The 25,950-nt window shown below is 67.0% G+C and carries 24 protein-coding genes and 1 tRNA gene; 15 read left to right on the top strand and 10 right to left on the bottom strand.

Annotated features, from left to right (window positions below):
• The first annotated feature begins 2 nt into the window (after nt 1-2).
• Genes gltB through pyk form a run of 3 tightly spaced genes read left to right on the top strand, consistent with a single transcriptional unit; the run spans nt 3 to nt 7,539 of the window.
• Nucleotides 3-4,571 carry a glutamate synthase large subunit gene (gene gltB, locus ACYVG2_RS04420; RefSeq protein ID WP_460779851.1) on the top strand — a complete coding sequence of 1,523 codons (4,569 nt, stop codon included), beginning with the start codon at nt 3-5 and terminating at the stop codon, nt 4,569-4,571.
• Nucleotides 4,564-6,030 carry a glutamate synthase subunit beta gene (locus ACYVG2_RS04415; RefSeq protein ID WP_460779849.1) on the top strand — a complete coding sequence of 489 codons (1,467 nt, stop codon included), beginning with the start codon at nt 4,564-4,566 and terminating at the stop codon, nt 6,028-6,030. Before gltB ends, ACYVG2_RS04415 begins: the two co-directional genes overlap by 8 nt.
• 60 nt (nt 6,031-6,090) lie before the next feature.
• The gene (pyk, locus tag ACYVG2_RS04410) at nt 6,091-7,539 is read left to right on the top strand and encodes a pyruvate kinase (RefSeq protein ID WP_460779848.1); all 1,449 of its coding nucleotides are present in this window, start codon (nt 6,091-6,093) and stop codon (nt 7,537-7,539) included.
• A 57-nt stretch (nt 7,540-7,596) separates the two neighbouring features.
• Here the strand turns inward: pyk and ACYVG2_RS04405 are convergent, their stop codons facing one another.
• The 4 genes from ACYVG2_RS04405 to ACYVG2_RS04390 form a co-directional block, all read right to left on the bottom strand.
• Nucleotides 7,597-8,388, bottom strand: coding sequence for a lysostaphin resistance A-like protein (locus ACYVG2_RS04405; protein WP_460779847.1), 792 nt, complete (start codon nt 8,386-8,388; stop codon nt 7,597-7,599).
• Between the two features lie 186 nt (nt 8,389-8,574).
• Complete coding sequence (locus ACYVG2_RS04400; RefSeq protein ID WP_448965538.1) at nt 8,575-9,264, bottom strand: response regulator; 690 nt, start codon at nt 9,262-9,264, stop codon at nt 8,575-8,577.
• Nucleotides 9,261-10,376 (bottom strand): sensor histidine kinase, encoded by a 1,116-nt coding sequence (locus ACYVG2_RS04395; RefSeq protein WP_460779846.1) that lies wholly within the window; start codon nt 10,374-10,376, stop codon nt 9,261-9,263. The genes ACYVG2_RS04400 and ACYVG2_RS04395 overlap by 4 nt, the downstream gene beginning before the upstream one ends.
• A 59-nt stretch (nt 10,377-10,435) precedes the next feature.
• Nucleotides 10,436-10,518: transfer RNA gene (locus ACYVG2_RS04390), tRNA-Leu, on the bottom strand.
• Between the two features lie 101 nt (nt 10,519-10,619).
• Between ACYVG2_RS04390 and ACYVG2_RS04385 the strand changes: the two genes are divergently transcribed.
• Both ACYVG2_RS04385 and ACYVG2_RS04380 read left to right on the top strand, forming a co-directional pair.
• A complete protein-coding gene (locus tag ACYVG2_RS04385) occupies nt 10,620-11,246 on the top strand; it encodes an ANTAR domain-containing response regulator (protein ID WP_033107049.1) in 627 nt (208 codons plus the stop codon).
• Nucleotides 11,243-11,785, top strand: coding sequence for a GNAT family N-acetyltransferase (locus ACYVG2_RS04380; RefSeq protein WP_460779845.1), 543 nt, complete (start codon nt 11,243-11,245; stop codon nt 11,783-11,785). Before ACYVG2_RS04385 ends, ACYVG2_RS04380 begins: the two co-directional genes overlap by 4 nt.
• An 18-nt stretch (nt 11,786-11,803) precedes the next feature.
• Here the strand turns inward: ACYVG2_RS04380 and ACYVG2_RS04375 are convergent, their stop codons facing one another.
• Nucleotides 11,804-12,190: a hotdog fold thioesterase gene (locus tag ACYVG2_RS04375; protein WP_448966147.1), complete on the bottom strand. Its 387-nt coding sequence runs from the start codon at nt 12,188-12,190 to the stop codon at nt 11,804-11,806.
• 84 nt (nt 12,191-12,274) lie between these two features.
• Between ACYVG2_RS04375 and polA the strand changes: the two genes are divergently transcribed.
• From polA to ACYVG2_RS04335, 8 genes are all read left to right on the top strand, one after another.
• The gene (gene polA, locus ACYVG2_RS04370; RefSeq protein ID WP_460779844.1) at nt 12,275-14,908 is read left to right on the top strand and encodes a DNA polymerase I; all 2,634 of its coding nucleotides are present in this window, start codon (nt 12,275-12,277) and stop codon (nt 14,906-14,908) included.
• A gap of 48 nt (nt 14,909-14,956) precedes the next feature.
• Nucleotides 14,957-16,633, top strand: a complete 1,677-nt coding sequence (locus ACYVG2_RS04365; RefSeq protein ID WP_460779843.1) for a DUF885 domain-containing protein — start codon at nt 14,957-14,959, stop codon at nt 16,631-16,633.
• 8 nt (nt 16,634-16,641) lie between these two features.
• Nucleotides 16,642-17,667: an LLM class flavin-dependent oxidoreductase gene (locus ACYVG2_RS04360; protein WP_460779842.1), complete on the top strand. Its 1,026-nt coding sequence runs from the start codon at nt 16,642-16,644 to the stop codon at nt 17,665-17,667.
• Nucleotides 17,664-19,016, top strand: coding sequence for an MFS transporter (locus ACYVG2_RS04355; RefSeq protein ID WP_460779841.1), 1,353 nt, complete (start codon nt 17,664-17,666; stop codon nt 19,014-19,016). The genes ACYVG2_RS04360 and ACYVG2_RS04355 overlap by 4 nt, the downstream gene beginning before the upstream one ends.
• A 35-nt stretch (nt 19,017-19,051) precedes the next feature.
• Nucleotides 19,052-19,807, top strand: coding sequence for an SGNH/GDSL hydrolase family protein (locus ACYVG2_RS04350; RefSeq protein ID WP_460779839.1), 756 nt, complete (start codon nt 19,052-19,054; stop codon nt 19,805-19,807).
• Nucleotides 19,804-20,433, top strand: coding sequence for a membrane protein YczE (gene yczE, locus ACYVG2_RS04345; protein ID WP_460779838.1), 630 nt, complete (start codon nt 19,804-19,806; stop codon nt 20,431-20,433). The genes ACYVG2_RS04350 and yczE overlap by 4 nt, the downstream gene beginning before the upstream one ends.
• Complete coding sequence (locus tag ACYVG2_RS04340) at nt 20,430-21,176, top strand: formylglycine-generating enzyme family protein (RefSeq protein ID WP_460779837.1); 747 nt, start codon at nt 20,430-20,432, stop codon at nt 21,174-21,176. Before yczE ends, ACYVG2_RS04340 begins: the two co-directional genes overlap by 4 nt.
• 103 nt (nt 21,177-21,279) lie before the next feature.
• Entirely contained in the window at nt 21,280-21,480 is a 201-nt protein-coding gene (locus ACYVG2_RS04335) for a DUF6458 family protein (protein ID WP_448965528.1), read from the top strand.
• A gap of 10 nt (nt 21,481-21,490) precedes the next feature.
• Here the strand turns inward: ACYVG2_RS04335 and ACYVG2_RS04330 are convergent, their stop codons facing one another.
• Together ACYVG2_RS04330 and ACYVG2_RS04325 are read right to left on the bottom strand one after the other, a co-directional pair.
• Nucleotides 21,491-21,910 (bottom strand): GNAT family N-acetyltransferase, encoded by a 420-nt coding sequence (locus ACYVG2_RS04330; protein ID WP_460779836.1) that lies wholly within the window; start codon nt 21,908-21,910, stop codon nt 21,491-21,493.
• Entirely contained in the window at nt 21,907-23,238 is a 1,332-nt protein-coding gene (locus ACYVG2_RS04325) for an MFS transporter (protein ID WP_460779835.1), read from the bottom strand. Before ACYVG2_RS04325 ends, ACYVG2_RS04330 begins: the two co-directional genes overlap by 4 nt.
• Before the next feature lie 77 nt (nt 23,239-23,315).
• Here ACYVG2_RS04325 and ACYVG2_RS04320 point away from each other — a divergent pair, with 77 nt between their 5' ends.
• Together ACYVG2_RS04320 and ACYVG2_RS04315 are read left to right on the top strand one after the other, a co-directional pair.
• The gene (locus ACYVG2_RS04320) at nt 23,316-23,636 is read left to right on the top strand and encodes a hypothetical protein (protein ID WP_460779834.1); all 321 of its coding nucleotides are present in this window, start codon (nt 23,316-23,318) and stop codon (nt 23,634-23,636) included.
• 120 nt (nt 23,637-23,756) lie between these two features.
• Nucleotides 23,757-24,275 carry a GNAT family N-acetyltransferase gene (locus ACYVG2_RS04315; protein WP_460779833.1) on the top strand — a complete coding sequence of 173 codons (519 nt, stop codon included), beginning with the start codon at nt 23,757-23,759 and terminating at the stop codon, nt 24,273-24,275.
• Here the strand turns inward: ACYVG2_RS04315 and ACYVG2_RS04310 are convergent.
• From ACYVG2_RS04310 to ACYVG2_RS04300, 3 genes are read right to left on the bottom strand one after another with little or no spacing between them, the layout of a single operon-like run.
• Nucleotides 24,253-25,170: a phosphotransferase gene (locus ACYVG2_RS04310; protein WP_460779832.1), complete on the bottom strand. Its 918-nt coding sequence runs from the start codon at nt 25,168-25,170 to the stop codon at nt 24,253-24,255. The two genes, ACYVG2_RS04315 and ACYVG2_RS04310, sit on opposite strands and share 23 nt — an antisense overlap.
• A 25-nt stretch (nt 25,171-25,195) precedes the next feature.
• Nucleotides 25,196-25,489, bottom strand: coding sequence for a DUF1905 domain-containing protein (locus ACYVG2_RS04305; RefSeq protein WP_460779831.1), 294 nt, complete (start codon nt 25,487-25,489; stop codon nt 25,196-25,198).
• Nucleotides 25,490-25,514: 25 nt separating this feature from the next.
• A complete protein-coding gene (locus tag ACYVG2_RS04300; RefSeq protein WP_460779830.1) occupies nt 25,515-25,895 on the bottom strand; it encodes a DUF1761 domain-containing protein in 381 nt (126 codons plus the stop codon).
• Nucleotides 25,896-25,950: the final 55 nt, after the last annotated feature.

Below are 25,950 nucleotides of genomic sequence, written 5' to 3'. Positions count from 1 at the left end.
CCATGTACTTCCAGCCTCCGTACGGTGCCTCCGGCGCCTACCCCCCGAAGCAGGGCATGTACAACCCGGCATTCGAGAAGGATGCCTGCGGCCTCGCCATGGTCGCGACCCTGCGGGGCACAGCCGGACATGACATCATCCAGCTGGCGCTCGAAGCCCTGCGAAACCTTGAGCACCGCGGTGCGATCGGTTCGGATGCCGGCACCGGAGACGGTGCGGGCATCCTCACCCAGATGCCAGACCAGTTCCTGCGTGAAGTCACCGCATTCGAACTGCCCGATGCCGGCCACTACGCCGCCGGGCTCGCCTTCCTCCCGCTGCAGGCCGCCGAACGCCGCACCCAGAAGGCCGGGGTCGAGAAGATCGCCCGCGAAGAGGGACTCACCGTCCTCGGCTGGCGCGTCGTGCCCACGGCGAACGAGAACCTCGGCAAACTCGCGGACGAGGCGCGTCCCGCGTTCGAACAGCTCTTCGTCGCCTCCGCGCCCGGCCGCGACGCCCTCTCAGGGATCGCGCTCGACCGCGTCGCCTACCGCCTGCGCAAGCGCGCAGGACATGAGATCGGCGCATACTTCGTCTCGCTGTCCAGTCGCACACTCGGCTACAAGGGCATGGTCACCACGCTGCAGCTCGAGCCGTTCTACCCCGACCTGCAGGACGAGCGGTTCGCCTCTGAACTCGCCGTGGTCCACTCGCGATACTCGACCAACACCTTCCCCTCATGGCCGCTCGCGCAGCCGCTGCGCATGCTCGCGCACAACGGCGAGATCAACACCGTCGGCGGCAACCGCAACTGGATGCGCGCCCGCCAGTCGCAGCTCGAATCGGAGCTGCTCGGCGATGTGCGCCCTCTGCTTCCGATCTGCACGCCGGGCGCCAGCGACTCGGCCTCGTTCGACGAGGTGCTCGAACTGCTCACGCTCACCGGACGCAGCCTGCCGCACGCCATCATGATGATGGTGCCGGAGGCGTACGAGAAGCAGGCGGACATCTCGCCCGAGCTCCGCGCGTTCTACGAGTACCACTCGAACCAGATGGAGCCGTGGGACGGCCCGGCCGCACTCATCTTCACGGACGGCACTCTCGTCGGCGCGACGCTGGACCGCAACGGACTGCGCCCCGGCCGCTGGACCGAGACCACCGACGGACTCGTCGTCATCGGCTCCGAGACCGGCGTCCTCGAGTTCGCACCGGAGCGCATCAAGCGCCGCGGACGCCTGCAGCCCGGCAAGATGTTCCTCGTCGACACCTCCGCCGGACGCATCGTCGAGGATGAGGAGATCAAGCAGGATCTCGCCACCATGCACCCCTGGCAGCAGTGGCTGGACGACGGCGCCGTGCGCCTGGCAGATCTGCCGGAGCGCGAGCACATCGTTCATCCGCCGGCATCCATCACCCGCCGTCAGCGCACCTTCGGGTACACCGAGGAGGAAGTGCGCATCCTGCTGACCCCGATGGGGCAGACCGGTGCGGAGCCGCTCGGTGCCATGGGTTCCGACACGCCGATCGCTGTTCTCAGTGAGCGTCCCCGACTGCTGTTCGACTACTTCACGCAGCAGTTCGCGCAGGTGACGAACCCGCCGCTGGACTCCATCCGCGAAGAGGTCGTCACGAGCCTGAAGCTGGGACTCGGGCCAGAGCGGAACCTGCTCAGTTGGGGCCCGGAGCACACGCGCACCGTGACCCTCGATTTCCCGGTGATCGACAACGACGAGCTGGCGAAGATCCGTCACATCGACAAGGCGCTCGAAGGGCGCTCATCCGTGACGATCCGCGGGCTGTACCACTTCGACGCCGGCGCCCACACGATGCAGGAGCGTCTCGAGGAGATGTGCACCGAGGTCGATGAGGCCATCGCCGACGGCGCGGAGTTCATCATCCTCTCGGACCGCGACTCCAACAAGGACCTCGTCCCGATCCCGTCCCTGCTCATGGTGTCGGCGATCCACCACCACCTGATCCGACGCGAGAACCGCATGAAGGTCGGACTGATCGTGGAGGCCGGAGACGTCCGCGAGGTGCACCACGTCGCGACGCTGATCGGCTACGGTGCTTCCGCGGTGAACCCCTATCTGGCGATGGAGACCGTCGAGCACCTCGTGCGCACCGGTTTCATCACCGGCATCACTCCGGAGAAGGCCGTCAAGAACCTGATCTACGCGCTCGGCAAGGGCGTGCTCAAGATCATGTCGAAGATGGGCATCTCGACCGTGTCTTCGTATGCGGGCGCCCAGGTGTTCGAGGCCGTCGGCCTCAGCCAGAAGCTGATCGACGCCTACTTCACCGGTACCGAGACGAAGCTCGGTGGTATCGACATCGAGGACCTCTTCGCCGAGAACCAGGCGCGCCACGACTACGCGTATCCCGAGGATGCCGCGGCTCGCGCCCACGAGCGCCTGTGGACGGGCGGCGAGTACCAGTGGCGACGCGACGGTTCTCCGCACCTGTTCAACCCGGAGACGGTGTTCCGTCTGCAGCACTCCACCCGCAACCGCCGCTACGACATCTTCCGCGAGTACACCAAGCTCGTCGACGATCAGGCTGCGGAGCTGAAGACCCTGCGCGGACTGTTCACTCTGCGCACCGGCACGCGTCCTGCGGTGCCGCTCGACGAGGTCGAGCCCGTGAGCGCGATCGTGAAGCGCTTCTCGACCGGTGCGATGAGCTACGGCTCCATCTCCCGCGAGGCACACGAGACCCTCGCGATCGCGATGAACAGCATCGGGGCGAAGTCGAACACGGGCGAGGGCGGGGAAGACGTCGATCGTCTGCTCGACCCCGAGCGCCGCAGCTCGATCAAGCAGGTCGCCTCCGGTCGTTTCGGCGTCACGAGCCTGTACCTGACCGAGTCGGATGACATCCAGATCAAGCTCGCCCAGGGCGCGAAACCGGGGGAGGGCGGCCAGTTGCCGCCGACCAAGGTCTACCCGTGGGTGGCACGGACCCGTCACGCGACGGCGGGCGTCGGGCTGATCTCGCCGCCGCCGCACCACGACATCTACTCGATCGAAGACCTCAAGCAGCTCATCTTCGACCTCAAGCGGGCCAATCCGTCCGCGCGCATCCACACCAAGCTCGTCAGTCAGTCGGGGATCGGCGCGGTCTCGGCAGGAGTCGCGAAGGCGCTCAGTGACGTCATCCTGGTCTCAGGCCACGACGGCGGCACCGGCGCGAGCCCGCTGAACTCGCTCAAGCACGCCGGCACCCCGTGGGAGCTCGGCCTTGCCGAGACGCAGCAGACGCTCATGCTCAACGGGATGCGCGACCGCGTGGTCGTGCAGGTCGACGGCCAACTCAAGACCGGGCGCGACGTCATCATCGGCGCGCTGCTCGGAGCCGAGGAGTTCGGTTTCGCGACGGCTCCGCTCGTCGTCAGCGGCTGCATCATGATGCGCGTGTGCCATCTGGACACCTGCCCGGTCGGCGTCGCGACGCAGAACCCCGCCCTGCGCGAGCGCTTCACCGGCAAGCCGGAGTTCGTCGTGAACTTCATGGAGTTCATCGCCGAGGAGGTGCGCGAGATCCTCGCAGAGCTGGGCTTCCGCTCGCTCGACGAGGTCATCGGCCGCGCCGACCTGATCGAGGCGAACGACGCGATCGAGCACTGGAAGACAGACGGTCTCGACCTCACACCCGTGCTGGAAGGTCCGGTGTTCCCGGCATCCGAGCCGCGTCGCAGCGGTCGCGAGCAGGAGCACGAGCTCGACAAGCACTTCGACGTGCCGCTGATCGAGATGGCTCAGAGCACGCTCAACGACATGGCCCCGACCATCGTGGAGCTGCCCATCCGCAACACGGAACGGGCGGTCGGCACGATGCTCGGCCACGAAGTCACCGCGCGATTCGGCGAGGCCGGACTCGCTCGCGAGACGATCGACGTCACACTGCACGGCACCGCCGGCCAGTCGCTCGGCGCGTTCCTGCCATCGGGCATCGTCCTTCGGCTCGAGGGCGACGCGAACGACTACGTCGGCAAGGGCCTCTCGGGTGGCGACATCACCATCCGTCCGGCGCGCGGCTCGAGCATCGCCCCGCACGAGAACGTGATCGCGGGCAACGTGATCGGCTACGGCGCGACATCGGGGACGATGTTCATCTCCGGAGTGGTCGGAGAGCGCTTCCTGGTGCGCAACTCGGGCGCGACCGCCGTCGTGGAGGGAGTGGGGGACCACGCCCTCGAGTACATGACTGGCGGTCTCGCGGTGATCCTCGGTTCGACCGGACGCAATCTCGGAGCCGGCATGTCGGGCGGCATCGCGTATGTCCACGCGTTGTCCACCGAGAAGGTGAACCTGCAGTCCCGCGACAGCGGCGAACTGCGACTGGAGACATTGGACAGGGCCGACCTCGAGGTGCTTCGCAGCCTGCTCACCGAGCACGTGGAGCGCACCGCGTCTCCGCTGGCGGCGGGGATGCTGGAAGACTTCGAGACCGTCGCGTCCGAGTTCGTGAAGGTGCTGCCGCGCGACTTCGCTGCGGTGCAGACAATGCGTCAGGAGGCGGAGGCGGACGGGCTCGACCCGGACGGCGACGTCGTCTGGAGCCGGATCCTGGAGGTGACCGGTGGCTGACCCCAAGGGCTTCTTGAAGGTGACGCAGCGCGAGCTTCCCGCTCGCCGTCCCGTCCCCGTGCGGATCATGGACTGGAAAGAGGTCTACGAGCCGGGGGACAAGACCGTTCTGCGCCGTCAGGCCGGACGGTGCATGGACTGCGGCGTGCCCTTCTGCCACCAGGGCTGCCCCCTGGGCAACCTGATCCCGGAATGGAACGACCTCACGTGGCGAGGCGAGGACCGTTCGGCGATCGAGCGTCTGCATGCGACGAACAACTTCCCCGAGTTCACCGGGCGACTGTGCCCTGCGCCGTGCGAGAGCTCGTGCGTGCTCGGCATCAACCAGCCGGCCGTGACCATCAAGCAGGTCGAGGTGTCGATCATCGACGAGGCCTTCTCGAAGGGCTGGGTCGAGCCGGAACCGCCCGAGCGGCTCACCGGCAAGACCGTCGCGGTCGTGGGCTCAGGGCCCGCCGGGCTCGCCGCGGCGCAGCAGCTGACGCGCGCGGGGCACACGGTGGCGGTCTTCGAGCGCGACGACCGCATCGGCGGACTGCTGCGTTACGGCATCCCGGATTTCAAGATGGAGAAGAGCCACCTCGAATCGCGCCTGCGGCAGATGCAGGAAGAGGGAACGCGCTTCCGTGCCGGCGTCGAGATCGGCAAGGACATCAGCTGGGCCGATCTCAGGGCGCGCTACGACGCGGTCGTGATCTGCACGGGTTCCACGGTGCCGCGCGACCTGAAGATCCCCGGTCGCGACCTGGACGGCGTGCACTTCGCCATGGAGTACCTCGTCGAGTCGAACCATGCGGTCGCCGGCGACGTCGTGCACAACCAGATCACCGCTGAGGGCAAGCACGTCATCGTCATCGGCGGCGGCGACACGGGTGCGGACTGCATCGGCACCGCGCACCGTCAGGGCGCGCTGAGCGTGACGAACCTGGCCATCGGCACGCAGCCCGGCGTCGATCGACCCGAGCACCAGCCCTGGCCCATGATGCCCACCCTGTTCGAGGTCTCCTCCGCGCATGAAGAGGGCGGAGAGCGCCACTACCTCGCCTCGACGGTCGAGTTCCTCTCGAACGAGGCGGGCGAGGTGCGTGCGCTGCGCGTGGCTGAGACCGAGTACGTCGACGGTCGCCGCGTGCCCAAGAGCGGCACCGAGCGCGAGATCCCCGCCGACCTCGTGCTGATCGCGATGGGCTTCACGGGTCCTGAGCAGGACGGCTTCACCGACGACCTGCGCCCGCTGGCCACCGACCGCGGCGCGTTCCAGCGCGATGACTCCTACGAGTCGACCGAGCCGGGCGTCTTCGTCGCCGGCGATGCCGGTCGTGGGCAGTCGCTCATCGTGTGGGCGATCGCAGAGGGCCGCGCGGCCGCTGCCGGAGTCGACCGCTTCCTCATGGGAGAGACGGTGCTGCCCGCACCCGTGCGTCCCACCGATGTCGCGATCGGCCTGCAGCCCGCGTAGGCTGGCGGAGGCATCGTCGCCAGTTCTGTATCACCCCCCACTCTCACCCTGGAGAATCTGTTGAGACGCGCGAAAATCGTCGCCACGCTGGGCCCGGCCACCTCGAGTTACGAGAACGTTCGAGCGATCATCGAAGCGGGGGTCGACGTCGCCCGGCTGAACCTCAGCCACGGCGACTACTCCGTCCATGACGCCAACTACGCCAACGTCCGCCGCGCTGCGGATGACGCGGGCAAGGCCGTCGCCGTGCTCGTCGACCTGCAGGGACCGAAGATCCGCCTCGGCAAGTTCGAGGACGGACCGTACGAGCTGGCCGCCGGTGACATCTTCAAGATCACCACGGAAGACATCATCGGCAACCGTGAGATCTGCGGCACGACCTTCAAGGGGCTGCCGCAGGACGTCAAGCCCGGCGACTTCCTGCTCATCGACGACGGAAAGGTGCGCGTCGAGGTCGTCGAGACCGACGGCACCGTCGTCACCACCCGTGTCATCGTCGCCGGCGCGGTGTCGAACAACAAGGGCATCAACCTGCCCGGCGTCGCCGTCAACGTGCCCGCGCTCAGCGAGAAGGATGAAGCGGACCTCCGCTGGGGCCTGAAGATCGGCGCCGACCTCATCGCGCTCTCGTTCGTGCGCAATGCGTCCGACGTCGTGCGCGTGCACGAGATCATGGCCGAAGAGGGCGTCAAGGTGCCCGTGATCGCCAAGATCGAGAAGCCGCAGGCCGTCGATGCCCTCGAGGAGATCGTCGACGCGTTCGACGGCATCATGGTCGCCCGTGGCGACCTGGGCGTCGAGCTTCCGCTCGAGGCCGTGCCGATCGTGCAGAAGCGCGCGGTCGAGCTCGCTCGTCGCAACGCCAAGCCCGTGATCGTCGCGACGCAGATGCTCGAGTCGATGATCTCCAGCCCCGTGCCGACGCGCGCCGAGACGTCGGATGTCGCGAACGCCGTGCTCGACGGCGCGGACGCCGTCATGCTCTCGGGCGAGACCAGTGTGGGGGAGTACCCGATCGTGGTCGTCGAGACCATGGCCCGCATCGTGGAGTCGACCGAGGAGCACGGTCTCGAGCGCATCGCGCCGCTCACGGCCAAGCCGCGCACCCAGGGTGGAGCGATCACGCTCGCCGCCCTCGAGGTCGCCGACTTCGTCGAAGCGAAGTTCCTGTGCGTCTTCACGCAGTCGGGTGACTCCGCTCGTCGCCTGTCGCGTCTGCGCTCGCGCATTCCGATGATCGCGTTCACACCGGAACCGACCATCCGCCGTCGCATGGCGCTGACCTGGGGCATCCGCTCCAAGCTCGTCGAGAACGTGCAGCACACCGACCTGATGTTCCTGCAGGTCGATGACTACCTGCTGAAGAACGACCTGGCCAAGGAAGGGGACAAGGTCGTCGTGATCTCGGGTTCCCCTCCCGGGATCATCGGTTCGACGAACGACATCCGCGTCCACAAGGTCGGGGACGCCGTCAACGGCGCAGCGCCGATCTACAAGGACGGCGTCTGAGACGACGATGAAGAGGGGCGGAGCCGCGGCTCCGCCCCTCTTTCGTTTCACGAACCGTCAGGCGCGGCCCACGAAGCGTCCCCTGCGGCGTGCGATCGCGAGCAGGATCGCGGTGGCCGCGGAGCAGACGACGACCGCGATGACGCTCGCCTCCGGCCCGAACGAGCCACCGGTCAACCAGTCCGGCCCTGACGTGGTCGCGGTCACGATCGCACCCCTCGACGCGCTGCCGGAAGTCACGGTGCCGAACACCGCGACCGTGGCGATGTTCCACCCGAGGTGAAGCCCGATCGGCAACCACAGCGAGCCGGTGGCGACATATGCGGCACCGAGCATGAGACCGGCCTCGATCGCGATCGCGACCGCTCCCCACACTGTCGCACCGGGATTCACCAGGTGCGCGAGGCCGAACAGGACTGCGGAGACGGCAAGGGCGAGCCACGTGCCGGCGCGCTTCTGGACGAGTCCGAAGATCACGCCGCGGAAGAGCACCTCCTCTGCGACGGCGATCGCGCACATCATCCCGATGACGGTGAGCGCGCCGCTGAGGGAGCCCCAGCCGGTGATCCGATAGCCGCCGAACAGGGCGAGGATTCCGATCGTCGCCGCCGACAGCAGAAGTCCGCCCGCGAAGCCGAGCACGATCATCCGCTTCGCGTTCGCCGGGGCGAGCTCGACGGCCGGGCGTCGTTCGATGCGCAGGACTGCAAGGCGGTACACCCACAGGACCAGGACGGCGAGCAGAGCGCCGATCAGCAGCGCGGCGACCGGATTCTCGAACGCTGAGGCGATCGAGTTGGACACGATCATCACGAGCGCGAATCCGATGATCATGGTTGCTCCAGGCACCCATCTCCTGGACAGTATGCCTGTGCGCCCTGTGGCCGGTGCCGGCGGGGTGGTCTGTGGTGCGATGTTCATCGGATTCATCTCCTCGATGCTTTCGGTGGGGTCGAGGAACACGCTACGGACGGCCCTGCGCCCTGGCATCACGCGGGAGAGGACACTTCCGGTAGCTCTGCAGAGGGATGCGTGTCAGGCGTCGCCGATGAGGCCGAGCCGATGGGCGAGGACCACCGCTTGCACGCGATCGCGTAGACCGAGCTTGCCGAGGATGCGGGAGACGTACGTCTTCACGGTCTCGTGGCTGATGACGAGTGCGAGGGCGATCTCCGCATTCGACAGCCCCTCGGCGATGAGGCGGAGCACCTCCAGCTCCCGCGCTGTCAACACATCCAGCTCGCTGCGATCGCGCTCCGCAGGGCGCACCCGCTCGGCATGACGGCCGATCAGCGCCCTGGTCACGGTGGGGGAGAGCAGTGATTCGCCGGCCGCCACCGTTCGGATAGCGTGGAGGAGTTCGGCGGGTCTGGCATCCTTCAGCAGGAAGCCGCTCGCGCCGGCGCGAAGCGCGTCGAGAACGAGCGCGTCGAGGTTGAACGTCGTGACGATCAGGATCTTGACCGGATCGACGACTCCGGGCCCGGCCATCAGCCGCGTGGCCTCGATGCCGTCCATCCGCGGCATCCGGATGTCCATCACCACGACGTCCGGCTTCTCCTGCTCCACCAACCGGAGCGCTGTCCGACCGTCGGACGCCTCGCCGACGACCTGCAGATCCTGTTGGGCGTCGATGATCGTGACGAAACCGGTGCGCACGAGGTCCTGGTCATCGCACACGATCACCCTGATGGGCGCCGCGTCCGAATCGGGATCGGCGATCATGCGGAGATCCGAGCGCGCACGGCGAATCCGTCTGCCGAAGGCCCGGCGGTGAACTCCCCGCCGAGAAGAGCGATGCGCTCACGCAGGCCGGCGAGTCCGTGCCCGCCCCCTCCCAGGCCCACTGCACCGGCGGTCTCGTTCGTCACCGTCACGTCGATCTCCGTCTCGTCGTAGCGAATCCGCACGCGGGTGGGGGCGCCGTTGGCGTGCTTGATCGCGTTCGTCAGGCTCTCCTGCACGACTCTGACCACCGCGAGCTCTCGGGCGGCATCGAGGGTGCGAGGTTCGCCCTCTCGGTCGAACTCGACCGGTTGACCTCCTGCGCGTGCGCGGTCCACCAGGTCCTGCACGTCCGTGATCGCCGGTGTCCGAACCGCATCGTCGACAGTACCGTCCAGGGCACCGAGGAGGCCGCGCAGATCCGTCAGCGCCGCCCTTCCGGTGTCGCCGATCATGGCGAGCGACGCGCTGGTCCTCGTGGCGTCGTCCGTGCCGTACTGCGCGGCATCGGCTTGGACGACCATCGCCGTCACGTGATGCGTGATCACATCGTGCAGTTCCCTGGCGAGACGCGCGCGCTCGAGTTCGACCGCGACCCGCTCCGCCTCCGCGCTTCGGCGTCGCTGGGTCTGCACGCGATTGCGCGTCCATGCGCCCACCACCCACAGCGACGCGAGCAGCAGCCCGAAGACGATGTGATCCAGTATCCGCGTCGGCGATCCGACGCCTCCCAGCGCGATGCACAGCAGCACGTATCCGGCCGCTGCCGTGAGAGCGACCGACCGCCGATGCCGTCGTACGAGCGCCCCGGCTCCCACGACGGCGACCAGAAGCCCCAATGCGGCGAACGTGGTCGGGTATCCGAGCAGCTGATAGGCGGCGAATGCCGTGCCGACGAGGGCAAGGCAGAGGGCGGGCCTGCTGCGCAGCAGTGCCACCGCCGCGCCCTGTGCGATCAGGAGCACCCATCCCCATGCGTCCATCGCACCGTCGGGAAGCTCCGCGAGGTCCACGCCCTGACGTTCCACACCGGGGACGAAGGACAACCCCACGAGTGCGGCAGCCGTCAGGATGTCCCAGTGCCGCCACACGGACGACAGGCGTTCATCCATGGGAACGGCCCTTCATCCGAATCAACGGGGTGACGGCATGAGCGCCTTCGCCACGAGAGTGCCGGCGGCGGGACTCGAACCCGCACGTCCTTTCGAACAAAGCATTTTGAGTGCTCCGCGTCTACCATTCCGCCACGCCGGCGCGTGGTGCGTCTACGACTTTAGCGCAGGAGGACGACCACTCCGGTGCGTTCGGCGGGTTCCTGGGACTGGTCACGGCCTGCTCTCCACTAGAATGGATTCGTGACCGAGCAAGAACAGGCAGAACCGGCTGAGCAGCCCACGGCATCCGCCCCGCGACGGGTCGTCGTCGCCGAAGACGAATCGCTGATCCGTCTCGACATCGTCGAGATCCTCCGCGACAACGGATTCGACGTCGTCGGTGAGGCAGGTGACGGAGAGACGGCAGTGGCGCTGGCCACCGAGCTTCGCCCCGACCTGGTCATCATGGACGTCAAGATGCCGCAGCTCGACGGCATCAGCGCCGCAGAGAAGCTCCACAAGGGCAACATCGCGCCCGTCGTGCTTCTCACGGCATTCAGCCAGAAGGAGCTCGTCGAGCGTGCGAGTGAGGCCGGCGCACTCGCGTACGTGGTCAAGCCGTTCACTCCCAACGACCTTCTTCCGGCGATAGAGATCGCCCTCGCCCGTCATGAGCAGATCATCACGCTCGAGGCCGAGGTCGCCGACATGGTCGAGCGCTTCGAGACCCGCAAGCTCGTCGACCGTGCCAAGGGCCTGCTCAACGAGAAGATGGGCCTCAGCGAGCCCGAGGCGTTCCGCTGGATCCAGAAGGCATCCATGGACCGTCGTCTGACGATGCAGGATGTCGCCAAGGCGATCATCGAGCAGCTCGCACCCAAGAAGTGACGTTCGACCTCGGCGACGGCATCCGCCTTCGTCCGGTCGGATCGGGTGACGCCGCGGCGTACGCTGCCGCCTACGACGCGAACCGCGCGCATCTCGCCCGCTGGGATCCGGTTCGTGATGAGAGCTTCTACACCGTCGCGTGGCAGGACGGGCTGGTGGCGCAGTATCTGCGCGACCACGCGGACGGACGAGCGGCCCGATTCGTGCTCGCCCATGACGACGGCCGCATCGTCGGGATCACGAATGTCGTCAACATCGTCAGGGGCGCGTTCCACAACGCGGATCTCGGTTACTGGGTGGATGCGTCCCTCGTCGGCCGCGGAGTGATGAGCCGCGCCGTGGCCCTCGTGATCGGTCACGCCAGGGATCAGCTGGGCCTGCACCGTCTGCAGGCGGCCACTCTGGTCGAGAATGCGGCATCGCAGCGCGTGCTGATGCGCAACGGCTTCGCGCAGATCGGTCTGGCTCCGCGGTATCTGCGTATCGCGGGGCAGTGGCAGGATCACCTGCTGTTCCAGCGGATCCTCTCGGACGACTGAGCGCCGGAGCGTGCCGGGTCAGCGCGCTGGCATGTCCTTGATCATGTTCGTGATGCGGATCGTCGAACAACGACGACCCTGCTCGTCGCTCACGACGATCTCGTGAACGGCGACGCTGCGGCCCAGATGGATCGGCGTGCAGACGCCGGTCACGACACCTGAGGTGGCCGATCTCGTGTGCGTGGCGTTGATGTCGACGCCCACTGCCAGGCGGCCGGGCCCGGCATGCAGATTCGCGGCCATCGAGCCGAGCGATTCCCCGAGCACGACGTAGGCGCCTCCGTGCAGGAGCCCGACCGGCTGAGTGTTGCCCTCGACGGGCATGGTCGCGACGCTGCGCTCGATCGTGAACTCGGTGAACTCGATGCCCATCCGTTCGGCCAGAGTTCCCATGCCTCGCTCCATGACCCACTTCAATCCCGGTGTCAGGGTGGTCTCGCTCACGTGTCCTCCTCAGCGCATGTCCGTCGTCCTCGTTAGGCTGACAGGGTGACGGACTCCGCAAAGCCTACCCTCATGGTCGTCGACGGCCATTCGCTCGCCTATCGCGCGTTCTTCGCGCTGCCGGTCGAGAACTTCACGACGAAGGATCATCAGCACACGAACGCCATCTACGGCTTCCTGTCGATGCTCGTGAACCTGATCAAGGCCGAGAAGCCGACCCATATGGCGATCGCGTTCGACACGTCGCGGCACTCGTTCCGCACCGATGTCTACCCCGAGTACAAGGCGACGCGATCCGAGTCGCCGCAGGAGTTCCGCGGACAGGTGCCGCTGCTGCAGGACGTACTGGCAGCCATGTCGATCCCCGTCCTCACGAAGGAGGGCATCGAGGCCGACGACATCCTCGCCACGCTGTCGGTGCAGGGCGCCGAGCAGGGCTACGACGTGCTCCTCGTCTCGGGCGACCGCGACACGATCCAGCTCGTGAACGACAAGGTCACTCTGTTGTACCCCTCCGTGCAGGGCGTGTCGCAGCTCAAGCGCTACGACCCTGCGACCGTGCAGGAGCGCTACGGCGTGCGTCCGGAACAGTACCCCGACATCGCCGCCCTCGTGGGCGAGACGAGCGACAACCTGCCCGGTGTGCCGAAGGTGGGCGAGAAGACCGCGGTGAAGTGGCTCACGCAGTTCGGCGGACTCGACGAGCTGCTCGAGCGCGCCGACGAGATCAAGGGCGTGGTCGGCGGCAATCTGCGTGAGAACATGGACGCCGTCCGGCGCAACCGGCAGCTCAACCGCCTCCTCACCGACGTCGAGCTGACCGTCGTGCCGGCCGACCTCGCCGTCGCCCCGATCGACGCCCAGGCGGTGCGCGACATCTTCGCGCGGCTCGAGTTCCGCACCCTGCTCCCACGGGTGTTCGACGCGGTCGGCGCTGGCGATGAGGCCGTGCACGATGAGCCCGCGGTTCCGATGCCCGCGCCGGTCGAGGCGTCGGTCACCGAACTCGCCGCATGGATCGCCGCCCAGAACGACGAACTGGCGGTCGCGCTCGTGACGAACGGAGGCGCGATATCGCGCATCGGTGTCTCGAGCCTCACCGAGCTCCGCGAGACCGACTGGAGCGATGCGACGGCGGATGCATTGCGATCCTGGCTGGAGTCCGACGCGAAGAAGGTGCTCAACGACGCCAAGCCTCAGGTGAAGGCCCTGCACCGCGCGGGCATCCGGCTCGGTGGTCTCGCCTACGACACGCTGCTGGCCGGGTGGCTGCTGCGGCCGAGCTTCCCCGACAAGACCCTCGCCCACCTCGTGGACCGCTACCTGGACGAGAAGCTGCCGGTGGCCGATCCCACCCAGCTCGTTCCCGAGACCGACGGAGCGACGCCGTCGCAGGAGGCGTGGTTCACGCTTCGCGCCGCGGCGGCACTGCGCGAAGACATCCCGGAATCGGTGGCGAAGGTGCTCACCGACATCGAACTGCCCACGCTGCTCGCCCTCGCCGACATGGAGATCTCCGGTGTCGCCGTGTCGCACGAGGTGCTCTCCACGTTCTCGGGCGAGCTCGCCGCGCGCACCGACGGCCTCGCCGCCGATGCCTTCGCTCTGGTGGGCCGCGAGTTCAACCTCGGGTCGCCGAAGCAGCTGCAGGAGGTGCTGTTCGAAGACCTGCAACTGCCGAAGACCCGCAAGACCAAGACCGGGTACTCCACCGATGCCGCTGTGCTCGCCGATCTGCAGGAGAGCAACCCGCATCCGTTCCTCGATCTGCTGCTGCAGCACCGCGAGGCCACCAAGCTCCGCCAGATCATCGAGTCCCTCGACACCGCGATCCGTGACGATCACCGCGTCCACACGACGTACGTGCAGACCGGCAGCCAGACCGGCCGGCTCTCCAGCACCGACCCGAACCTGCAGAACATCCCTGTGCGCACCGAGGAGTCCCGGCGCATCCGCAGCGCGTTCCAGGTGGGTGAGGGGTACGAGACGCTGCTCACGGCCGACTATTCGCAGATCGAGATGCGCATCATGGCGCACCTCTCCGGCGATGAAGGTCTGATCGAGGCGTTCAACAGCGGTGAGGACCTCCACCGGTTCGTCGGCGCCCGTGTCTTCGGCGTCGATCCGTCCGAGGTCACCTCCGCGATGCGCACGAAGGTCAAGGCCATGTCGTACGGACTCGTCTACGGCCTGTCCGCGTTCGGTCTGTCGAAGCAGTTGCGCATCGAGCAGTCGGAGGCGAAGCAGCTGATGCTCGAGTACTTCGCCCGGTTCGGCGCCGTACGCGACTACCTGCGTGCCTCGGTCGTGAAGGCGAAGGAGGTCGGTTACACCGAGACGATCTTCGGCCGCCGTCGTCCGTTCCCCGACCTCAGCAGCCCCAACCGCGTGCTTCGCGAGAACGCCGAACGCGCCGCACTCAATGCCCCCATCCAGGGCAGCGCCGCCGACATCATGAAGATCGCGCTGTACGAGATCCACGCCGACCTGACCGCCGCCGACCTCCGTTCCCGGGTTCTCCTGCAGATCCACGACGAGCTCGTTGTCGAGGTCGCCCCGGGGGAGTGGGACGCGACGGAGAAGATCGTGCGCACCCGCATGGCGGATGCGGCCGATCTGTCCGTTCCCCTGGACGTCCAGGTCGGTCGGGGGCACGACTGGAACGAAGCCGCGCACTGAGGCTCGCAGCGCACGCTGCCGAGTCGGTCGCGGCGCTACGCTGAGGGGATGACGACTACCCCTCGCACGCCCTCAGCGATCGACCAGGTCGCAGAAGACTGGGTCGACACCCTCGTGAACCTCGCGCCCACGCTCGGCACTTACATCGGTCGCAATGACGCGAACGACCGCTACGGCGACCTGAGCCCCGACGGCCAGGAGCAGTACGCGACCGAGGTGCGCAGGACGCTCGGTTCGCTACGCGATTTGACTCCGGCAGACGCCGTGGACGAGGTCACCAAGGCCGACCTCGAAAGCGAGCTGACGCTCGACCTCGAGTTCCACGACGCCAAGTGGCACCTGCGCGACCTCAACGTGATCGCTTCGGCAGCGCAGGACATCCGTCAGGTGTACGACCTCATGCCCACCGCGACGGCCGAGGACTGGTCAGTCATCGTGAAACGACTGGCCGCCGTCCCGACGACGCTTCGCGGATACACGGCCACTCTGGCGGAAGGCATCGCGCAGGGCGTCGTTCCCGCACGCCGGCAGGTCACCGAAGTGGCCGATCAGATCGTCCGCTACACGGCCGATGACGGGTTCTTCGCCTCCTTCGTCGCGGCTGCGACTCCCGATGAGGGCGAACTGCCGGCATCCCTCGCCCGCGAACTCGCCGACAGCGCATCTGCGGCGCGCGTCGCCTACGACGAGCTCAAGAACTTCCTGACCGGTACCCTCGCGCCGGCCGCGAGCGAGGTGGATGCCGTCGGCCGTGAACTCTACGCGCTCAACTCCCGTCGCTTCCTCGGCGCGGAGATCGACCTGGATGAGACCTACGAATGGGGCCGTGAGGAACTCGCGCGCATGGTCGCCGAGCAGACGGCGATCGCGAACGAGATCCTCCCCGGTGCCACCGTCGAAGAGGCGGTCGCGCATCTGGAGGCCGACCCCTCGCGGAAGCTGCACGGCACCGAGGCGCTGCAGCGCTGGATGCAGGAGACCAGCGACCGTGCGGTCACCGAGCTGGGCGCGACGCACTTCGACATTCCGGAGCAGATCCGCACGCTCGAATGCATGATCGCGCCGACGCAGGAGGGCGGGATCTACTACACCGGTCCGACCGACGACTTCTCGCGCCCCGGCAGGATGTGGTGGTCGGTGCCGGAGGGCGTCACCGAGTTCGACACCTGGCGCGAACTCACCACGGTGTATCACGAGGGCATTCCCGGCCATCACCTCCAGATCGGCCAGGCCGTCTACAACCGTGCCGAGCTGAACTCCTGGCGACGGCTGCTCGCCGGTACCTCAGGGCATGCCGAGGGATGGGCGCTCTACGCAGAGCGACTCATGCAGCAGCTCGGATATCTCGACGACCCTGCCGACCGACTCGGCATGCTCGACGGCCAGCGCATGCGCGCTGCGCGCGTTGTTCTCGACATCGGAGTGCACCTGGGCAAGCCGCGACTCGACGGCAGCGGGACCTGGGATGCCGACTACGCACTCGACTTCATGCGCCGCAACGTCAACATGTCGGATGAGTTCGTCCGGTTCGAGGTGAACCGCTACCTCGGCTGGCCAGGACAGGCGCCTTCCTACAAGGTCGGCCAGCGGATCTGGGAACAGGTGCGCGACGCGTATCAGGCGCAGCAGGGCGATGCGTTCGACATCAAGCAGTTCCACAAGCGAGCGCTCGATCTCGGCGGGGTCGGTCTCGACACGCTGCGCACGTCGCTCGTGAACAGGTAGTCGCACAGATGGAACTCGAGTTCGGGCTGGACACGTTCGGCGACATCACTCGTGATTCCGACGGGAGGCTGCTGAGCGGGGCGCACACGATCCGCAACGTCGTCGAGCAGGCCGTCCTCGCCGACAGCGTCGGTGTCGACTTCTTCGGAGTGGGCGAGCATCATCGTCAGGAGTTCGCCGTCTCGGCGCCGGAGATGGTGCTCGCCGCGATCGCGTCGCGCACGCAGCGGATCAGGCTGGGCACGGCGGTCACCGTGCTGTCCTCCGACGACCCCGTGCGGGTGTACGAGCGGTTCGCGACGCTGGACGCGTTGTCGGGCGGTCGTGCGGAGGTCGTGCTGGGGCGTGGCTCCTTCACCGAGTCGTTCCCCCTGTTCGGCTTCGACCTCCGCGATTACGAGGCGCTGTTCGAGGAGAAGCTCGAACTGTTCGTCGAACTCGCCAAGGAGAAGCCCGTCACGTGGTCGGGTACCGTGCGTCCCGCGCTCGTCGACGCCGACGTGTTCCCGAAGACCGAGAGCGGCCTTCGCACCTGGGTCGGCGTCGGAGGCAGCCCGGAATCCGTCGTGCGCGTCGCGCGACACGGTGTCGGACTGATGCTGGCGATCATCGGGGGCCCTGCCGCTCGGTTCGCTCCCTTCGTCGACCTGTACCACCGCTCGATCGCCTCATTCGGCACGCCGGAGCACCCGGTCGCGGTGCACTCCCCGGGGCACATCGCCGCCACGGATGAAGAGGCATGGGACGCCGCGTACACGGGGTTCGAGGCCATGAACAACACCATCGGCAAGGAGCGAGGATGGCCCGAATACAGCCGTGCGCGCTTCCAGAACGATGTCGGACCGGCAGGCGCGATCTACTCCGGTTCGCCCGAGCGCGTCGCTCAGAAGATCGCAGACACCGTCAGGACTCTGGGAATCGGACGGTTCGATCTGAAGTACGCCACCGGCACCTTGGGGCATGAGCAGATGATGCGCAGCATCGAGCTCTACGGCACCGAGGTGATCCCTCGAGTCAGAGATCTGCTGAAATGAGCAACCCAGGCATCCCGAGCCGCGCATCGCTGGCGGAACGCCTCGACACACTGCCGTTCACGCGTCGGCACTTCCGGGTGCTCACGGGCTCCGGCGTCGGGTGGGCACTGGATGCGATGGACGTCGGCCTCATCTCGTTCGTCATCGCCGCGCTCGCGCAGCAGTGGGATCTGTCCAAGACCGAGACCGGGTGGATCGCCTCCGTCGGGTTCATCGGCATGGCGATCGGCGCGACTCTCGGCGGCCTGCTCGCTGATCGCCTCGGCCGGCGGCAGGTCTTCGCGATCACCCTGCTGGTGTACGGCGTCGCCACCGGCGCCAGCGCACTCGTCGGCGGGCTCGCGATGCTGCTGGTGCTGCGATTCTTCGTCGGGCTCGGCCTCGGTGCGGAGCTTCCTGTCGCGTCGACGTACGTGAGCGAGTTCGCGCCGCGCCGCATCCGGGGCCGTCTCATCGTCGTCCTCGAGGCGTTCTGGGCGGTCGGCTGGACCGCGGCCGCGCTGATCGGCTACTTCGTCATCCCGGCATCCGATTCCGGATGGCGCTGGGCGTTCGCGCTCGGTGCCGTGCCCGCCGTCTACGCCATCATCGTGCGCTGGGGCCTGCCTGAATCGCCTCGATGGCTGGCCTCACGCGGCAGACTGTCGCAGGCGGAGCGGATTGTCGCAGCCTTCGAGGCGGATGCCGGCATCACCGCTGGCCCGCTCGTCCAGAAGACACCGGTGTCTCGCGCCATCGCCGACGACGCCGCGACACGCCTCGGTACGCTCTGGTATCCCGAGTTCAGGCTGCGGACGCTGTGCATCTGGCTGATCTGGTTCTGCGTGAACTTCGCCTACTACGGTGCATTCATCTGGATCCCCAGCATCCTCGTCGACGCCGGCTACGACCTGGTCCGCTCCTTCGGCTTCACGCTGCTCATCACGCTCGCGCAGCTGCCAGGTTACGCCGTGGCTGCGTGGCTCATCGAGGTGTGGGGGCGCCGAACGACCCTTTCCGTCTTCCTCGCCGGCTCCGCGGTCTCGGCCGTGCTGTTCGGCACAGCCACCGGCATCGGGCCGATCATCGCGACAGGCATGGCGCTGTCGTTCTTCAACCTCGGCGCATGGGGCGCGCTGTACGCGGTGACACCGGAGATCTACCCGACGTCGTTGCGCGGCACGGGAGCAGGGTGGGCTGCCGGCGTCGGCAGGATCGCATCGATCGTCGCTCCGCTGATGGTGCCGCTCCTGCTCGCCGCAGGGGGAGCGCCGCTGCTGTTCGCCATCTTCGCTGGTTTCTTCATCGTCGCCGCGATCGTGACGTGGGGCCTCGTCGATCGACGGGGCCAGGCGCTCGACGATCGATGATCCGACGTGCCCGTCCGCGGGCATAGGCTGGTTCGGTGAGTGATGTGAGATTCGTGGCGATCGGCGACTCGTTCACTGAGGGCGTCGGCGACGAGCTGCCGGACGGCCGCGTACGGGGATGGGCCGACATCGCCGCGCAGGGCTGGGCGGATGCGGTCGGCCATCCCATCCAGTACGCGAACCTCGCGATCCGCGGAAAGCTCGCGTGGCCGATCGTGCAGGAGCAGCTCGAACCGGCGTTGGCGCTCAACCCCACGCATCTGTCGTTCAACGGGGGAGGCAACGACATGCTCCGTCCTCGTAGCGATCTCGAGCACATCGCCGATGCCTTCTCGCGGGTTCTCCGTCGATGCGACGAACAGGGTGTCACGCTCATCGTGCTGTCCGGCGCGAACCCCGCAGGGCAGCTGCCCATGGGGTCGATGATCCAACGCCGCGGCGACGAGCTCTCTGCGGCAGTGCTGCGGCGGATCGCGGAGCGCCCCGACGTCGTCCGTGCCTTGAACTGGCCCGACCGTGAGCTCGCGCGCAGTGCCTACTGGTCGGAGGACCGGCTTCACATGAATTCGTCCGGTCACCACCGGGTCGCGGCCAGGGTGCTGGAGGCGCTCGGTTATGAGCCTCCCGTCGAATGGTGGGCCGCGAGCGAACTGCGAACCGGGGGAGCGGTCGGTCTCGCCTACTATCGCGAGCACGTCGGTCCGTGGGTGAAGCGTCGGCTGACACGTACTTCTTCGGGCGATGGGCGCGCGGCCAAGTACGCGTCGTGGGTCGAACGAGCTCCGCAGTGAGGTCGCTGCGCGGCCGCAGGCTCCCGCGTCGTTCGGTGCAACTGCTGATCGGTCTCTTCCTCTACGGCGTCGGCATCGCGTTCATGGTGCGCGGACAGATCGGCGCCGCACCGTGGGATGTGCTCTCGCAGGGGATCACCAACCACGTCCCGCTGTCGTTCGGGATCGTCACGATCCTGGTGAGCATCGTGGTGCTCCTGCTGTGGATCCCGCTGCGTCAGAGACTCGGCATCGGCACCGTCCTCAACGCCCTTCTCGTAGGTCCGTCCGCCGACGTCGGGCTCGCGCTGATCCCCGCGGATCAGCCGCTGTGGCTGCGCGTGTGCTTCTTCGTGATCGGACTGCTCGTCCTCTCGGCTGCCACGGGACTCTACATCGGTGCCAACTTCGGTCCAGGCCCGCGCGACGGGCTGATGACCGGCCTGCACAAGAAGACCGGGTGGCGGATCTGGATCGTGCGAACGGGGATCGAGGTCGTCGTGGTCGCCGTCGGCTGGGCGCTCGGCGGAAACGTCGGCGTCGGCACGGTCGCATTCGCCCTCTTGGTCGGGCCGCTCTGCCAGTACTTCATGCGGGTGTTCGCGATCCCGACTCACACCCACCCCGAGAAGCGTGTCCCGGCATGAGCGATGTGGAGATGACGTCAGTGCCTGCGGGCGTCGTGACGCTTCATGACGCCCGGCGGGACCTGGTGCGCACGGTGGAGCTCGAGAGCTTCGAGATCGGGGTGTTCGCCGTCACCGAGGAGCAGATGGCCGAGATCGTCGGAATCGCCTCTCGGCACCCGAGGCGTCCGGCTGCGGATCTCAGCTGGCTGCGCGCGGTGCGCTTCTGCAACGCGGCCTCCGAGTGGGAGGGGCTCGATCCCGCGTACACGTTCGACGGCGAGGACGTGACGTGGCACGTGGACAGCGACGGGTACCGGCTGCCGACGGAGGCGGAGTGGGAGCATGCATGCCGCGCCGGCTCCACAGGTCCGCACTACGGTGCGCTCACCGACATCGCGTGGACTGCCGCGGACGGCGTGACAGCCCCCCAGGACGTCGGTGGCAAGATGCCCAACCTCAACGGTCTCTTCGACACGCTCGGCAACGTGTGGGAGTGGTGCTGGGATCTGCTCGATCCCGCACGCTACGGCGACTACAGAGTCTTCCGCGGTGGTGGGTACGCCGATGATGCGTGGAGTGTGCGCGCCTCGGTCAGGCGTGGGGGAGCGCCGCGGATGCATCACGAGGACGTCGGGATGCGGGTGGCCCGCGGCGGATTCGACGGCGTGGACGCCGCGCAGGGATGGTCAGCGGCTGTCGACCTCGAGCGGTCGACGTCGGATGACGCGCTGTCGGTCGGCTGGACCCCGCGCCGGCGCTGATCAACCCCTTGCCTCCCACGGCGATTGCTGGCATCGTCAGAACGAACAGCAATGGTGTGCTCGTCGACACAGGTGTCGCGACAGACATCGGGAAGGATCTCGAATGAGCATCGGCACAGGAATCGCGTTGTTCGTCATCGGAGCCATTCTCACGTTCGCGGTGAACGTGGAGGTCGAGTGGGCGAATCTCGACCTGATCGGCTACATCCTGATGGGCGCCGGCGCGGTCATCTTCGTCATCGGCCTGATCCTTCTCGCTTCCCGTCGTCGGAGGGATGCCTCGGCAGACGACACTGTGCTGTGACCGCTGCGCTTCAGGACATGCTCCGCACCATGTAGCGGGTCGGATCGTCGGGGTTCTCGAATCCGTATTGCGCATACAGCCCGTGGGCGTCGGCCGTCGCCAGCAGCATCCGCGTCAGTCCGAGCGGTTCCAGATCGGCGATCACGCCGTTGATCAGCATCTTCCCGATCCCGCGCGCTCGGACGTCGGACGAGACGAACACGTCGCACAACCAGGCGAACGTCACTCCATCGGTCACGACGCGCGCGTATGCGACCTGATCGCCGCTCGACGCATCCCACACTCCGTAGTTGCGGGATGCGTCGATCGCTGCGTCCTGCACCGCGCGGGTGCGTCCCTTCGCCCAGTACGATTGCTCGCTGATCCAGCGATGAACGCGCGCGCGGTCGATCCGGTCGTCGGCCTGGAGGAAGGTGAAGGCTCCGGTCATCGTCTCCTCTTTCGTTCGGGGTCGAGTCCGATGCGGATCCGCGTGCGCTTGCGTTCGATGAGGATGAACGTCGTTCCCACGAGCCAGACCGGCACCTGGGCGAGGAACGCGACGCGGAACGCGTCCAACGAGTAGGTCTCCGGGCTGCCTGCACCCTGAAGGTCGAGTGCGAGGCCGATGAGGAAGATGACGATGAGGGCTGAGATGAATCCGCCGCCGTTGGTCAGCCCGGTGGCAGTGCTCAACCGATGGGCGGGGTTGTGCGTCCTGGCGTGGTCGAAAGCGATCATCGACGCCGGTCCACCGGTCGCTAGTGCGACCGCCAGGACGTACAGCAGCCAGATCGGCGCCGGGCCCGGCAGCAGCAGGACGACGATCCAGGCGAGCATCTGCATCCCGATCGCCGGCAGCACGAGGGCGAGCGAGCGCCGGTTCGGCATGCGTCCGGAGAGGTTGCCGATGATCGGCCCGAGCAGCATCCCGGCGACGACATACACGGAGATGATGGTGGCGGCCTGCGCCGTCGTGACACCCTCACCTGCTGTGAGGAACGGCATGCCCCACAGCAGCACGAATGCGGTGCCGGCGAAAGGCGTCGTGAAATGCGACCAGAACGCCAGGCGCGTACCCGGATGGGCCCACGCCGCACGGATGCCGACACCGGTGTCGATCGCCGATGTCACGACGCGCACGACCCCGGTGTCCGTGTTGACGGTGACGTCGGCGTGCAGTTCGGGCGGGCGATTGCGGATCACGACCCACACGAGGATCGCGAAGAGGACGCCCAGACCGGCGACGCTGCCGAACGTGATCGTCCAGCTCGTCGAATGCAGGAGAGCGGCGAGCGGGATCAGCGCGATCAGCTGACCCGCCTGTCCGAGCACACCGGTGAGCTGCACCATCACAGGCCCACGCTGCGCCGGGAACCAGATCGCGATGAGTCGAAGCACCGCCGGGAACACCGCGGCATCGCCGGCGCCGAGGAGGATGCGTGCGACGATGGCGATGCCGATGCTGGGCGAGATCGCGATCGTGAGCTGGCCGAACGCCATCAGGATCATCCCGATCGTGATGATCGGGCGCGCACCGTGCTTGTCGAGAAGTACGCCGATGGGAATCTGCATGCCGCCGTACACGGCGAGTTGCACGACGGCGAAAAGGGACAGCGTCGAGGCATCCGCCTGGAATCTCTCCGCCGCATCCACACCGACAGCGCCGAGCGACGTCCGATTGGTGATCGCGAGCATGTACGCCGCCACGCCGACCGACCAGATCGACCACGCTCTCCACCCGATCGTGGAACCGGGGGAGGCGGGGGTGGTGCTCATCCGCTTCAGCTTACTCTCGGGGCGCGCACGAACCGACGCCGTACGGCGCTCACGCCGATCGCGTGGTGAAATGGAGCATGGCTGAATCTCCGTCGATCGCGATCTTCATCGAGGGTCGACCGCCCCTCGCTCCACCGCTTCTCAAAGAGCTCTACGGCATCACCCGCCGCTCGTCCGTGGAGTTGGCGGCAGCGATCGACGCCGGCAGAGATGTCTACGCCGCCGGGCTGTTCGGCAACGACCATGTGGACGTGGTGCCACGACTGGAGAAGACCGCCGAGTTCTGCGTGCGGAACGATCTCGCGTTCAGGATCGAAGAGACGTACGGCGGCGAGATCTCGCAGATCGATCTCGCGACTCTGCGCAGCATTCTCGAGGCAGCAGGCGAACACCACTGAGCTCGATCGGAGATGAGCCCGCGACATCCTCTCCTCGCGGGGTGAGTGCGCGTAGTCAATAGCAGACGGTGCAGTTCGTAGGCCATCGGCGATGTCGGAGGGTCATGCCATGGTGGCCGCATGAGCGACATCGAGCTGCGTCTGTGGTCCGAGCATGACGCCCCACTGCTCCGGCGGGGAAACACCCCTGAGATGACCGTGCACATCGGTGGTCCTGAGACGGATGCGCAGGTGGACGCGCGTCATGAACGGTATCTGCGCCTCTTGGCAGAGGGTGAAGCCCGACCGTTCGTGATCGTCGACGGCACCGAGTCGGTGGGAGCGATCTGCTTCTGGAAGACGACGTGGAGGGGAGAGGACGTATTCGAAGCGGGGTGGTTCATCGTCCCTGAGAGTCAGGGCAGGGGAGTGGGCTCTGCTGCGCTCTCGCTCGTCGTCGACGACGCGCGCGCCTTCGCGGGCGGGCGAAGGCTGCTCGTCGCGTTTCCCGACAGGGCGAACGGGCCGTCCGATGCTCTGTGCCGCAAGGCGGGGTTCGAACTCGCGGGGCAGCGGACGGAAGAGTTCCGCGGCGCCATGCTCAATATGAACGAGTGGGTCTTCGACCTGTCCGAAGTCAGGACGCCGCCGTCGAGGTGATCTCGGGATCGGACAGGATCCGGTGCAGCGTGCTGCGGCCGAGCGCACTCATCCGAGGATTCGACTCCGAGTAGTACCAGACCAGGCCCATCGACTGTTGGAATGCCCATGCGGCGCCGCGTTGCCACTCGATCGCGCCGATCCTCAGCTCACCCCGGAGCACATCGCGCATGTCGCCGTCCAGCAGATGCCACGCGGCCACCAGGTCGAGTGCGGGATCCGCCGGGCCGAAGCCGCCGCCGTCGAGCACTCCGATCAGCCTGTCCTCGTCCACGAGGAGATTCGCGGGAATCAGATCGCCATGCGTCATCCGATCCGGTCCCGACGACGGGAGGATGCGCAATCGCTCCCACAGTGCGCCGAGCTCCTCGACCGGGAGCATCTCCGTGCTCTCGTGCAGGCAGGTCTCGATCCAGGAGTCGGAATCCCGCAGATCACCACCGCGGCCCGTGCCGGCGAAGCCTCGTCCGCCGGTGTCCGCGTTGCGCAGCACGTGCAGGAGGGTGATCAGATCCCGGGTGAAGTCGAGGGAGTCTGCGACTCCGTCCGGCGTGGCGACATCGCCGGGGATCCACGTCTGCACCGACCAGGGCAACGGGTAGTCATGCGCCGGCATCCCGAGCGCGATGTGCAACGGCGTGTCCACCGGGCAGGCTGCGGCGAGCTCCTGCATCGCCGCCGCGTCCTTGCGAAGCAGCGTCAGCGCTTCGACGGGGTCGCTGGAGTTCAGGGGGAACCGCGCGGCAAGGCCATCACCGATCCTGAAGATCGCGTTGACAGTGCCGCCACCGTCGATGTGGACGACGCCCTCTTCCCGCCACTGCGGGAACTGTTCTGCGATCAGTCGACGAGCGATCTCTTCATCGACGTGCAGTTGTCCCGCGTGCATCTTCATAGCATCGACGTTAGTAGGAGCCGCTTCAGTTGAGCCGTTCCGTGAGGTGGACGGTCACATCGTCGCCGTCGGTCTTGTCGATGGCTCTGCGGATCACGGCGGCGATCGGCAGCTTGTGGGTGCCGTCGCCGAGAGCCATGAATGAGCCTCGGAACGGTTCACCATCGACCGTGCCCACGACCTTGACCAGACCGCGCGTGCCGAAGATGCTCGAGGAATCGTGGAGCTGGACGCACGTCCAGGTGTCGCCCTCACGAACTTTGCCGAGCGTCGCGGTGAATGTGATGTCCAACGGGCCTGGGCCGGAGGTGGGATTCATGCCAGATCTCCGTTCTCAAGTCTCATCAGACGAACAGCCCGATGATCGTACCGATGAGGACGAGTTTGATCGTCCAATCCAGCAGATGCACACCAGCGGTCGGGATCGCGGTGTTCTCGTGCACGACGCCGCCCATCAGCAGAATTGCAGGGAGGGTGACCAACGACAATCCGAGCAAGGCTCCGCTGCCCGCGTCACTCCACCCCGCGGCGATCATCAACCCCGCAATGAGGCCGGACGCGATAAGACTGCGCAGGACGACGGAGCCCATCTGCACCGCGGTGGACAGGCCAGGGCGTGCAGTGCTCGTCCTCGCCACCAGCGTTGACACCGCGGGGATCGCGTACAGGATCGCGCTGGCGAGGAATGACGCGACAGTGGCGGTGACGATTGCCAGGACGACCATGACATTCTCCTTCAGTACGGATGCGTACTAAAGAGTAGGATGTGACTTACGTACT

Source organism: Microbacterium shaanxiense (genome assembly GCF_054779995.1).
This window is presented reverse-complemented; position numbering and strand designations above follow the sequence as displayed.